The following is an 11,885-nucleotide window of genomic DNA, read 5'->3' on the forward strand; positions in this document are numbered from 1 at the left end:
TCAGCTTTCCTAGAAATTCGTACAATCCCTACCAACATATCGCTTCAAATCACAAAATGATAGATTTTATGACTTCAATTACTAATGCAGAACTGGAATGGAATGAGTCTGGCACGCCAGTTTCAGACCAATTTGACGACGTTTACTTCTCTAATGTTAACGGTTTAGAAGAAACTCGCTACGTCTTTTTAAAACAAAACCACCTTCCAGAGCGTTGGGTTGAACATCAACAACGCCGTTTTGTGATTGCTGAAACCGGTTTTGGTACGGGTTTAAACTTTCTCGCAGTCTGGCAATGGTTCGATGCTTTTCTTAAAGATAACCCACAAGCGATGACCAAAGAGTTACATTTCATCAGTTTTGAAAAATATCCTTTAAATAAAGAGGATCTGATCAAAGCGCACCAATCTTGGCCAGAATTAGCCCAGTACGCGACGCAACTCCAAGAACACTATCCGATTGCACTACCTGAATGTCACCGCATTGTGTTGGGCGATGGCGCGATCACACTCGATTTATGGTTTGGTGATATTAAAGATTGTATGCCTAACGTACCAACCCCACGTGAAGGTTTGGTTGACGCTTGGTTCTTAGATGGCTTTGCGCCAAGTAAGAACCCAGAAATGTGGAATCAAAACCTATTCAACGGAATGGCCAAACTGGCAAAACAAGATTGTAGCTGTGCAACGTTTACCGCTGCCGGTTTTGTTCGACGCGGTTTAATCGAAGCTGGTTTTGCGATGAAAAAAGTTAAAGGTTTTGGTACTAAGCGGGAAATGATTGCCGGCCGACTTGATGAGAAGCACGCTCACACCAACATCAAACCTTGGTATGGCCTAGCTCAACACAGTGATTCACAAGATATCGCCATTATCGGTGGTGGTGTTGCCAGTGCTGCGCTTGCAAAAACATTAAGCCGACGCGGTAAAGACATCACGCTTTATTGTGAACACCAACAAGCCGCAGGAAATGCCTCGGGTAACAACCAAGGTGCAATTTACCCCTTGTTAAGCGAAGCGACATCGAACGTTTCTCGCGTGTTTGGCCCTGGCTTACTGTTTGCTCGCCAGTTCATCAATCAGGCGGCGCAATCTATTCAGTTTGACCACAGCTGGTGTGGCGTGAACATTCTGATGTGGGATGAAGGCTCCACTAAAAAGCTCAACCGCATGTTGGAAGGCAATTTCCATACAGATTTGATTCAGCGTTTATCGCCAGAACAAGCGAATGAAAAGATTGGCCTACCGGTTGATAAAGAGAGTGTTTACTTCCCACTGGGTGGTTGGTTAAGCCCTCTACAACTGACACAAGGCTTGATCGGAAAGTTAGAAGAGACCAATCAAGTGAACGCTCACTATCAACATCAAGTGACTCAACTTGAGTGGCTCGAAGCTGAACAACAATGGCAACTCACTATTGAGACACCACAAGGTGAGATTCAAACTAAACATGACCAAGTGGTTGTTGCGAACGGCCACAAGTTCACCCAGTTTGAACAAACTCGTCCCGTGCCTCTTACACCAGTGAAAGGGCAAGTGAGTCATATCCCGACTACAGAGAATCTCAGCCAGCTAAAAACGGTGTTGTGTTTTGATGGCTACCTGACGCCTCAGAATCCCAATAACGGCAACCACTGTATTGGCGCGAATTACGATAAAACCAATATCGACCAAGAGTTTGATATTGAGGTTCAGCAACATAATGGCGAGCGCTTACACGGGTCGCTACCAGAACAAGCGTGGACCAAAGATGTCGATACCAGTGACAACTTAGCGCGCCAAGGAATCCGAAGCGTAAGCCGTGACCACCTTCCTTTTGTCGGAACCGTTGGTGACTTTGAAGCCATTAAGGATCAGTACCAAGGCCTGCACAACTTCAACCCTCAGAGAGATTCGGTTGAGGATGTTCAAACGGTAACGAGCTTCCCTAACCTTTATTGCTTTATTGGACTAGGCTCACGCGGCTTAAGCTCTGCGCCATTATTGGCTGAAGTGTTAGCATCACAAATTTGTGGCGAACCACTGCCCTTGCCTGTTGATGTGCTTGAGGCGATTCACCCAAGTCGAATGTGGGTTCGCAGGCTGCGTAAAGGTAAAGCATTAACCGCTGGCTGGGTTTCAGATAAACACTCAAAAACAACCAATAATTTCTAGTTCAACGATTCTGAACATCTGAAATAGCTAAAAATTGGAAATACCCGAAACTAAAAGCTAAAAAGCCCGAGCGACATTATGTCCCTCGGGCTTTTTGTTGTTAGTGTTGACCGAAACTGATGTTCTAAACGGAGCAGTATTTACAACTTAGCAACCGCGTCTTTAATCTGTAGAGCGATCTCTTCGTTGCTGATAGAACCAGACTCAAAATCAAAGTTATCGTAGAAACTTGGTACTGAAACTGACGCTTGCACGTTGCCACCAAAGTAAGGTGCAGAACCTGTCGCTGCGCCAAGTACTGTTTGTGCGCCGCCAGGGCCTGGTGATGTCGCTAGGTAAACCGCAGGCTTCTCACCAAACACTGAACGTTCAATACGTGTCGCCCAATCAAATAGGTTTTTGTACGCCGCAGGATAGTGGCCATTGTGCTCAGCGAAAGAGATAACAAATGCGTCCGCTTCTGCTAGGTCACGCAAAAATGCTTGAGCGCCTTCCGCTTGGCCGATCTCTTTTTCAGTGTCTTCACTGAACATAGGAACATTGTAATCGTTGATGTCTAGGACTTTAACTTCAGCACCTTCAATCAAGTTAGCTGCGTAAGTTGCTAGAGTTTTGTTGATAGAGGTAGAGCTTGTGCTTGCGCCGAATGCGATAACTTTCATGATGTGACCTTTTCTGTAATTCCGTTAAGTGGGATTAGAATAACGTAGTCAGAAAATTGAACCATCACAAGGATTGAACGGACTCATTCAAAAATTTCGAATGAGTCTCAAACTATTCACTGCTCAGTAAAATGGAAAGGAAGGGACTGAGCGGATAATGATAAATAACCAGCGATTAAGCTTGGTTTTGTAGCTCAACCCAAAGGTCATTCACGATGGTGCGGTCTGCAGGCGTTAGTTCAGAGCGAGCGTCTTCTAGGCTCTTCTCAATACGCAATTTAACTTCTGCTACGTCTTCAATGCCGTCTTCTTCACATGAAGCCACTGACAGAGAAATATGACCACGTAAGTAACCACCAGCAAACAGTTCATCATCTGATGCGTTTTCAATGCGAGCATCAATTACTTCAAGTAGTTTTTCTTCAAATTCGATAATCATAATATTCTCTTATTTCACAATAAATTGGCTAGCACATAAAGGTTCTACATCGTAGAAGCTGCGCAATGCTTCAGAGAGCATTTTTACGCGAGGCGGAAGGCCAACTTCAAAGATACCCATGACTTCGCTGTGTACTTTATTCATAAAGGCCAAACGATCTGGCTCAAAATCGCCGTGTAGATTGTCACAGCTGACATTAAAAGGAAAGCCTGCGCTCGTCGCAATGATCCATTCATACGCTTGTGGGCGAATTTCTACTTTTTCAAACTCAGCTTGAACCGACTCAGTGCGTCCATCAGGCTCGTACCAATAGCCAAAATCTTCCAATAAACGACGTTCAGGGCCAGCAACACACCAGTGCGCTATTTCGTGCAGCGCAGAAGCGTAAAAGCCACGTGCGAAGACAATTCTGTGATGTGGGATATCATCATCGGCAGGTAAGTAGATAGGCTCGTCAGCGCCTAGCTCCAATTTAGTATTAAAGCTGCCATAAAAAGTCTGATTAAAAATATCGATAATGTCGGAATATTGGTGTGTCATAAAATCAAATTTAAGTAAAAAGAACTGGGGCATTTTGCGTTTTTTTAAGCGCTCGGTAAAGCCCTATCAAGCGTAATGACATCGGGTTCGCCATTATACTTTGCAGTGACAATCGATTGCCATTCCCAGATTACACCACTTTAAGGTGAATGATTAGTTTAGCTAATCTGAAACGGTCATTCACGGTACAAATATTCATTCGTCAACATGCATTTTTACTACTACACTCGCGCTTCATTTTTATATCCCTAAGGCCTATAAGACTCGAATTTATAGACCTAAATTATAGAGCTACAGCAATGCTACTAAGTGTTTTGTATATCATTGGCATCACGGCAGAAGCCATGACCGGCGCTCTCAGCGCTGGCAAACAAAAAATGGATTGGTTTGGTGTAATGTTGGTTGCAAGTGCAACGGCAATTGGCGGCGGTACAGTACGAGACATCTTACTTGGCCACTACCCTTTAGGTTGGGTTGAAAACCCGCAATATCTGGCAATCACCTGTATCGCGGGTGTTATCACAACAGGACTGGCTAAATGGGTAATCAAGCTAAAAGGTTTGTTCATTCGTTTGGATGCGTTGGGGCTTATCGTATTCAGTATCATTGGTACTAAAGTGGCGATGACCATGGGCTTGCACCCAATGATTTGCATGGTGTCTGCATTGGTGACTGGCGTGTTTGGTGGCCTGCTGCGTGACCTTATCTGCCGTCAAACACCATTAGTGCTGCATGAAGAGCTGTACGCGTCTGTTGCCCTTGTCGCTTCAGGTTTATACCTAGGTTTGCTTGAGCTTGGCATTAACGACGTAACAGCAACGATTGTTACGCTTGTGGTTGGCTACTTGCTGCGTATGGCTGCCGTAAGATTCAAATGGCGCTTGCCTTCGTTCCAGCTTGATCCGGAAAGCTCTGTACATTAGATATTCTCAATGACGCAGAATATAAAAAGGGTTGCTTCATTACGAAGCAACCCTTTTTTGTTTCTATCAAATCAGTTTCAATTCTGTTTTGAATAAAACGAAACAGAACTAGATTTTTGGCGTTTCTGTTGTTACACCAAAGTTTTGACCACGATGACGTAGCAAGTGATCAAGCAATACAATCGCTAACATCGCTTCTGCGATAGGCACTGCACGAATACCAACACATGGATCGTGACGACCTTTCGTGATTAGCTGCGTTGCTTCACCATCTTTAGTGATGGTGTCACCAGGAACTGTAATGCTTGATGTCGGCTTAAGTGCAATACTTGCCACAATATCTTGGCCAGTAGAGATACCACCTAAGATACCGCCAGCATGGTTGCTGCTGAAACCTTCTGGAGTTAATGGATCACGGTGTTCACTACCGCGTTGATTAACAACATCGAAGCCATCACCAATCTCAACACCTTTCACCGCATTAATGCTCATTAGAGCGTGCGCGATGTCAGCATCTAGACGATCAAAGATTGGCTCACCAAGGCCTACAGGCACTTTAGTCGCAACCACTTGAATCTTCGCACCGATCGAGTTGCCTTCTTTTAGCAAGTCACGAATCAGTTGATCAAATTCTGGTACTTTGTCGGCATCAGGACAGAAGAAAGCGTTGTTTTCAATCTCGTTCCAATCCACTTTATCAATTGAGATATCACCCATTTGAGAAAGGTAAGCTTGAATCTCAACACCAAATTCTTGTTTTAGGTATTTCTTCGCAATTGCACCTGCAGCAACACGCATTGCAGTTTCACGAGCTGAAGATCGACCACCACCTCGGTAATCACGCACACCGTACTTTTGATGGTACGTATAATCAGCGTGGCCAGGGCGGAACTTGTCTTTAATTTCGGAATAGTCTTTAGAGCGTTGGTCTGTATTTTCAATCAATAGACCAATAGAAGTACCCGTAGTTTGGCCTTCAAATACACCGGATAAAATCTTTACTTCATCCGCTTCACGGCGAGCCGTTGTATAACGAGAAGTACCGGGGCGACGACGATCCAAATCTCTTTGAAGGTCTGCTTCGGTAATTTCTAATCCTGGTGGGCACCCATCTACGATACATCCTAGTGCGATACCGTGACTTTCTCCGAACGTAGTCACGCGGAAATGTTGTCCGATACTGTTTCCTGCCATTACTTCCTCTAAATCAGCTATTGAGCAGAAGGTTTGATTCCTAAACCAACCAACTAATAGCTTTACTTGTCTATTCTTCGTGAATTCATAGTGGCTTTATTACTAAATGATGTAAACCCCAAAAAACGAACAATTGTCAGTTTCTCGAAAAATAAAAAAGGAAGCCCATCACTAGGCTTCCTTGTTTCAATATATTTGATTTGCTTCGCATTCAACATGCGACTAATTCAAACGTTCAAATTAATCGTCGTTCGATGAACCATCCCACACCATATTATAGTTCACATCGGTAATGTACTGACTCCACCCATCACTGATTTTGCCAATGATGCTGTAGTTTTCATCTAATTCAAGTGAATGGCCATTATTCAACCCAAACAGGAATGAAAGTACCGCATTCGGTGTATCACCTTCATATACATCGTCACAAAATTGTGGGTGTAAAGCATAGCCGTTGTTTGCTGAAATGGATTCAGACGTCACAGTGAACCTTTCAAAAATAGCCGCATCGCCATTGTGCGAATTCAACAATCCATCACAGCTAATACCATTCATCCAGACCTTAATATAGTCGTGTGAGTTACCAGTTGAAAGTTCTGCTGTACTCATCTGTAGTGAGGTCGAAATTAACTCGTATTGGTGATCTTGTTCACCAGGCCAATATAGGTAAGCATCTCGTAACTCAGGGCCGTCACTTGATTTCAGTTGGATACGCTTTTCTGCATCAGCCTTGTTACTAAATCCAACATAACGACTTGATTCCCCTTCCTCAGTCCAGAGCATAGTCAACGCACCTTGTGAAATTAGGTTAGTATCATAATCGTTGGTGACATCATAACGCATGGTCATCGTTTCTTCGTCATCGACAAATGAACCCACTAGCGTGTCACCTTCAATAACGTACGTACCAACTTTCAAAGTCGCCTCTGTCGTACATTCCATTTTATTACTCAGGTCACGGTCATTGTAGAAGATCTCACCATCTTCAAAACGCACTGTGTCACACCAAACTTGAGCGTAATTCGTTCCATTTGAGCCTCGCTCTAGGAAATACCATGTATTGTCTTCAAGTGGGTGTCCATCAACTGGTGGCAATGGTGATTCTTCGATAACCGGGAAGCTCAGCGTTGCTGCAACCCAATCACTGTTAACGCCATCATTGACTGAGACTGTCAGTGTTTCTGCACCGGCTGCCGCAGGGCGCGGAAGTAAACCAGAGAAACTAACAACACCCTCTTCGCTTACTAGAGCGTTAAAGCCTGTACGTGCAGCTGTCGATAGAGTCGTTTCCACTTTGTAGTTTAGGGCGTCACCATCTTGATCTGTGAACAAAGCACTTACATCCAGCGGCTCCGTCAGCGACTCGCCTTCTGTTAGCATCCATGTATTCATTGTTAACTGCAAGTTTGCCAGCTCGTTCTCATCAACAACTGGCGGCTTGTTATCAGTTAACACCGTCACTTCAAAGTTCAGCGGGTATGAGCGAGCATCGTGAGCATCGGTCGCAAAAATATGATAAGTAAAGTCACCAGCCTCTTTTGGCTCGCCAGTAATAAGGCCCGTTGCAGAATCAATTTTCAGACCATTGCTTTCAGTTGTGCCTACGACTTCCATCGTAAAGGTCATTTCATCACCTTCAGCATCTTGGAACTTGTCACTAACATTGTATGGGTGCCACGCTTCACCCAACGTCAGTTCGACTGGTTCAGTGGTTCCTACAACTTTTGGTCGAGTATTTGGCTTAATGATGATGTCTCCACCACCCGGTGGGATATTAATAATTGGCGAGTAGTCATCGAGTGAGTCTCCGGCATCGATGATTTCTTGAGTCGCTTCCGCCATCGCCTGTGCAAGCTTCAGCTTGGTTTCGATATCGTGGTCGGATTTATCAACCAGCACTTCACCAATTAGGTTAAGTGCTTCTGCTTGTTCTGTGTTCTCTGCAATGTAGTCACCAAAAATCAGTGATTGCGACACCTCTAAGCCCGCATCACCGGTGATCGCGGCAACCACTTGCTCCTCTGCCTCTGCCAAAGTGAGTTCAGAGTCTGCAGCTAACAGTTTGTTCACCATGTTAGTCATTGGGTTGATAACTGCTCCGCTGCCCGCATTAGCCAGCGTGTAGTCGTGTTGCACTAAACCACGGTTACTGTCTACCGTTTGTCCAGCGACCGCATCTACACATACCACTGCATTGCGGTATTCCAAGCTCAAGCTTGCTTGGCCTTTATCGTCAGTCATGCCTTGAGATAAGTTACACACGCCATCTTGAGTACTGTCCACCAAAACATTAGCATTCGCTAAATAACCATCAATGGCCGTGATAGAAAACGTCGTTGGGTTACTCGACGAATCGCTGTCTGAACCACACCCAACCAGAGCCATTGCAATTGACGCTGCGAGCAAGCCTTGCTTTTTCATTATTATTCCTTGTTAAACCTATTCAATGAGTTTTCATACAGCCAACGTCAGTAGGCCGTGATAATTAAAACATCACTATTTTTAGAGGTTTACTTGGAACTCGCAAGGCACAGGGAATAATGGAAAACTCGTAAAATAATTTCTGAATTTTTCCAATTATGAGAAGTTAAGCTGCCAATTTATCGTGGAGCCAACTCTTAGCAAATTTGAGGTCTTTATCAATCAAACTGTTGCTGCAACCTAATAGTTCACTGATCTCTTGATGCTTTAGACCAATGTAGTATTTTAGTTTTAGTACGTTGGATTGACGGGGGTAGTGATGAGTGAAATCCATCAAGGACTTTTCTAACTCTACACGCTTATCAAGAGATAAATACTCGATTGACAATGCGTTTTCAACGAACATTAAATTGTCTTCCTGACGTTTATCAGCCTTCAACGCCCAAGAGTCATTAATGAGAATATGCTGCATCGCTTTAACTGCCATTAAAAAAAATCACGCGTACCTTCTATTTCACCTTTTCTTATAGACCCCACCTTTAAATACGCTTCATGAGTCAATATGGTCGCAGTACAGCTTGTATCATCAAGAGGCTTGTTAAATACCTTTGCGCTTTTATAACGACGTAATTGAGCTAACTCTTTGAGCCTAGAGTAAGCCAAACGGTACAATTCAGCTTCAGATTCTTTACAACCATGTTGCCATTGAGAAATGAGCTCAGTAAGACCTTCTTGCATCTGCGGGTTGTTTGATTTCGACACAATTAATCACCTTTAAACAATCGGAGGATGAGTAAGAACTAGAGACCCAATAGGCTCAATATCACCAGTTGCAATCCAAGAGTCGTATAATGTCTCATTTAATAACTCCCCATTAACTTCGAGATTAATCCCTTCACTATAAGCATCTACATCAACGACAATGCTATTTCGCGATCGAATAATTTCGTCCCAATCCAGCAAGGAATTATTCAACGGGTAAGCCATCGATGTTGCGTCATATATGATCGAATCAAGCTGCAACTTTTGACGACTAATACTTTTAGCCTCTATTGAAAGAGCGACTAAGGCTGTAGTCAAAATTGCAATAAAAAAAGAGGCATAAGTAGTGCTGGCGGGATAACGCTGAATAAACTTAGTTGCCCTATAAAGGCAATGTTGGTTGCGATAATTTAATGGATAGCAACACCTTACATTCTCTATATCATTGGCTAGGTCACGAACACTTTGATATCGATGAGTACGGTTCAAGTTGGTAGCATATTGATATACTCGAACTAAATCTCTAGGTGCTGTATCGTTAGGAAACATCTCTTGTAAAATTCGGCCTAAAGAGAACACATCAGACCTTTCATCTAAGCTATCGCCTGTGATTTGTTCTGGACTAGCATAAATTCGACTGACCGCCTTAATAGAATCTGATGCCTCATCACGGGAGCAGGTAAGGTTTTGAGTAAGGTTGAAATCAATGACCTTGGGTTCCCCATGTGTATTAATGAGTATATTTTCAGGTTTTAAGTCAGCATGTAGAACGTTCAACTCATGCGCATATTCAATAGCAAGGCAGATATCTCGAAATAACGTAAGCTTTTGGTCACAAGAGAGTGAATTAGTAGACAGGTATTCATCAAGTAAACAGCCATCAACGTACTCCATTACTATATAAGCAACTCCATTGTGCAGACCCGCATCATAAACCTTCGTAATGTTGGAATGATTGAGGTTTGCCATGATTTGAGCTTCACTGAAAAGTTTGTCTTTGCCTAAAATATTAAATGCTTCGGCGTTAAAAAACTTAATAGCATAGTTATGCTCAAACAAATGGTCACGCCTAGACGCAAAGTAAACCACCCCAAAGCCGCCTTTACCTAGTTCATGTCCAATAAGATAACGATCATCAACTATCTCGTTTTTAAATGATTGAAGCACGGGCATCGAAGAGGATAAATGAATATCTAACAATTGAGTCAAACACTGTTGCTCATATGCCAAAAGCAAATCGGAGACTCTTCGAGCCACTTGTGGTGAGGTGATGCTTAGTTCCGAGAGTTTTGATCGCCACTCTTTCGGATCTGTATCAATCATGTGATAAAAAAATTGGGTACTACTGAGATCAGGATTCATTTCTAGTGCCAGTAACAATTGCTACTCACCTTATATAATACAATACGAACCTACTTACATAGCCTAGAAATGAATTGATACAATTCGCAAGTATCAGAGATAAATTAACAACAAATACATTGAGAGTAAAAATGCTTATGAAATTAATGTATCGTAGTTCTATAAGAAAAGAGAGCTCCGAAATGCAAAAAACCCGACAACTCAGAGAGTTATCGGGTTTCTTTAAATAGTGGTACGCCCTGAAGGATTCGAACCTTCGACCACCTCCTTAGAAGGGAGGTGCTCTATCCAGCTGAGCTAAGGGCGCGCTACAGGAAAGGATTATACGAATTCGAATCAGTAAAGCAACGGCTTTGTGTAACATTCTGATCTAAGTGAGTAAAAAAAGGGCAACAAACATATAAGTGTTGGAAAATAGACCAAAGCAAACGTTTGCTTGATGGTAATCAAAAAGATTTTCTGGAATAATGCGCCAAAAACATCAGCCACTAACTTGAATATCAATACTAAGGAAATTCATGACTGCTCAAAATATTGATGGAAAGCTAATTTCTCAAACGGTTCGCTCCGAAGTTGCTGCACGTGTAAAAGCTCGTACTGAAGCTGGATTACGCGCTCCGGGCCTAGCGGTTGTTTTAGTGGGTGAAGACCCTGCTTCTCAAGTTTACGTTGGAAGTAAGCGTAAAGCGTGTGAAGAAGTTGGCTTCGTATCTAAATCTTACGACTTGCCAGCCACTGCAACAGAAGATGAATTGTTAACATTAGTAGACCAACTGAACGACGATCCAGAGATCGATGGCATTCTTGTTCAACTGCCTCTACCAGCTGGTATTGATAGCACTCACGTTCTTGAGCGTATCACGCCAGAGAAAGACGTTGATGGCTTCCACCCATACAATGTTGGCCGTTTGGCTCAGCGTATGCCTAAGCTTCGCTCTTGCACGCCAAAAGGTATCATCACGCTGCTTGACCGTTACAACATCGACTTACGTGGTAATCACGCGGTTGTTGTTGGTGCATCAAACATCGTAGGCCGTCCAATGACCCTAGAATTGCTTCTAGCGGGTTGTACAACAACGACATGTCACCGTTTCACCAAAGACCTTGAAGGACACGTGCGTCAAGCAGACGTTGTTGTGGTTGCCGTTGGTAAACCTAACTTCATTCCAGGTGCGTGGATTAAGAAAGGTGCCGTTGTGGTCGATGTTGGTATCAACCGTTTAGAATCTGGCAAGTTAGTGGGTGACGTTGAATACGACGTAGCGAAAGAAAGCGCAAGCTTCATCACGCCAGTACCGGGCGGTGTTGGTCCAATGACAGTTGCGAGCCTAATCGAAAACACCATGATCGCTTGTGAGCAATTTCACTCTAAATAATCTGCGAACGACAGTATAAACAGAATTAGAAAGCCGCAATGTGAAGAACGTTG

At 43.4% G+C, this 11,885-nt stretch carries 11 protein-coding genes and 1 tRNA gene; 3 read left to right on the forward strand and 9 right to left on the reverse strand.

The features are described from left to right. The first annotated feature begins 68 nt into the window (after nt 1–68). Nucleotides 69–2,153 (forward strand): bifunctional tRNA (5-methylaminomethyl-2-thiouridine)(34)-methyltransferase MnmD/FAD-dependent 5-carboxymethylaminomethyl-2-thiouridine(34) oxidoreductase MnmC, encoded by a 2,085-nt coding sequence (mnmC, locus tag ITG09_11655; GenBank protein UPR51350.1) that lies wholly within the window; start codon nt 69–71, stop codon nt 2,151–2,153. Between the two features lie 140 nt (nt 2,154–2,293). Here mnmC and ITG09_11660 read toward each other — a convergent pair whose 3' ends face one another. The 3 genes from ITG09_11660 to ITG09_11670 form a co-directional block, all read right to left on the reverse strand. Then, a complete protein-coding gene (locus tag ITG09_11660) occupies nt 2,294–2,815 on the reverse strand; it encodes an NAD(P)H-dependent oxidoreductase (protein ID UPR51351.1) in 522 nt (173 codons plus the stop codon). Nucleotides 2,816–2,990: 175 nt separating this feature from the next. Beyond that, the gene (locus ITG09_11665; protein UPR51352.1) at nt 2,991–3,254 is read right to left on the reverse strand and encodes a YfcL family protein; all 264 of its coding nucleotides are present in this window, start codon (nt 3,252–3,254) and stop codon (nt 2,991–2,993) included. Between the two features lie 9 nt (nt 3,255–3,263). After that, entirely contained in the window at nt 3,264–3,794 is a 531-nt protein-coding gene (locus ITG09_11670) for an elongation factor P hydroxylase (GenBank protein UPR53634.1), read from the reverse strand. A 299-nt stretch (nt 3,795–4,093) separates the two neighbouring features. Between ITG09_11670 and ITG09_11675 the strand changes: the two genes are divergently transcribed. After that, the gene (locus tag ITG09_11675; GenBank protein ID UPR51353.1) at nt 4,094–4,717 is read left to right on the forward strand and encodes a trimeric intracellular cation channel family protein; all 624 of its coding nucleotides are present in this window, start codon (nt 4,094–4,096) and stop codon (nt 4,715–4,717) included. A gap of 108 nt (nt 4,718–4,825) precedes the next feature. Here the strand turns inward: ITG09_11675 and aroC are convergent, their stop codons facing one another. The 6 genes from aroC to ITG09_11705 form a co-directional block, all read right to left on the reverse strand. Then, a complete protein-coding gene (gene aroC, locus ITG09_11680; protein UPR51354.1) occupies nt 4,826–5,911 on the reverse strand; it encodes a chorismate synthase in 1,086 nt (361 codons plus the stop codon). Nucleotides 5,912–6,151: 240 nt separating this feature from the next. Next, nucleotides 6,152–8,332, reverse strand: coding sequence for a hypothetical protein (locus ITG09_11685; protein ID UPR51355.1), 2,181 nt, complete (start codon nt 8,330–8,332; stop codon nt 6,152–6,154). Nucleotides 8,333–8,498: 166 nt separating this feature from the next. Beyond that, nucleotides 8,499–8,804, reverse strand: a complete 306-nt coding sequence (locus ITG09_11690; GenBank protein ID UPR51356.1) for a hypothetical protein — start codon at nt 8,802–8,804, stop codon at nt 8,499–8,501. Nucleotides 8,805–8,818: 14 nt separating this feature from the next. Further along, entirely contained in the window at nt 8,819–9,094 is a 276-nt protein-coding gene (locus ITG09_11695) for a hypothetical protein (protein UPR51357.1), read from the reverse strand. Between the two features lie 12 nt (nt 9,095–9,106). Then, nucleotides 9,107–10,456, reverse strand: coding sequence for a serine/threonine protein kinase (locus ITG09_11700; GenBank protein ID UPR51358.1), 1,350 nt, complete (start codon nt 10,454–10,456; stop codon nt 9,107–9,109). 230 nt (nt 10,457–10,686) lie between these two features. Continuing rightward, nucleotides 10,687–10,763 (reverse strand) — tRNA-Arg (locus ITG09_11705). Nucleotides 10,764–10,974: 211 nt separating this feature from the next. Here ITG09_11705 and folD point away from each other — a divergent pair. Next, nucleotides 10,975–11,832, forward strand: coding sequence for a bifunctional methylenetetrahydrofolate dehydrogenase/methenyltetrahydrofolate cyclohydrolase FolD (gene folD / locus ITG09_11710; protein ID UPR51359.1), 858 nt, complete (start codon nt 10,975–10,977; stop codon nt 11,830–11,832). Nucleotides 11,833–11,885: the final 53 nt, after the last annotated feature.

It is taken from the genome of Vibrio cyclitrophicus, assembly GCA_023206055.1.
GTDB lineage: Bacteria > Pseudomonadota > Gammaproteobacteria > Enterobacterales > Vibrionaceae > Vibrio > Vibrio cyclitrophicus_A.

Bases quoted from the DNA above. Each gene is read 5' to 3' on its own strand.
- ITG09_11675 (UPR51353.1), top strand. From the start codon at position 4,094: ATGCTACTAAGTGTTTTGTATATCATTGGCATCACGGCAGAAGCCATG.
- mnmC (UPR51350.1), top strand. From the start codon at position 69: ATGACTTCAATTACTAATGCAGAACTGGAATGGAATGAGTCTGGCACG.
- ITG09_11665 (UPR51352.1), bottom strand. From the start codon at position 3,254: ATGATTATCGAATTTGAAGAAAAACTACTTGAAGTAATTGATGCTCGC.
- ITG09_11700 (UPR51358.1), bottom strand. From the start codon at position 10,456: ATGAATCCTGATCTCAGTAGTACCCAATTTTTTTATCACATGATTGAT.
- folD (UPR51359.1), top strand. From the start codon at position 10,975: ATGACTGCTCAAAATATTGATGGAAAGCTAATTTCTCAAACGGTTCGC.
- ITG09_11685 (UPR51355.1), bottom strand. From the start codon at position 8,332: ATGAAAAAGCAAGGCTTGCTCGCAGCGTCAATTGCAATGGCTCTGGTT.
- ITG09_11670 (UPR53634.1), bottom strand. From the start codon at position 3,794: ATGACACACCAATATTCCGACATTATCGATATTTTTAATCAGACTTTT.
- ITG09_11690 (UPR51356.1), bottom strand. From the start codon at position 8,804: ATGCAGCATATTCTCATTAATGACTCTTGGGCGTTGAAGGCTGATAAA.
- aroC (UPR51354.1), bottom strand. From the start codon at position 5,911: ATGGCAGGAAACAGTATCGGACAACATTTCCGCGTGACTACGTTCGGA.
- ITG09_11660 (UPR51351.1), bottom strand. From the start codon at position 2,815: ATGAAAGTTATCGCATTCGGCGCAAGCACAAGCTCTACCTCTATCAAC.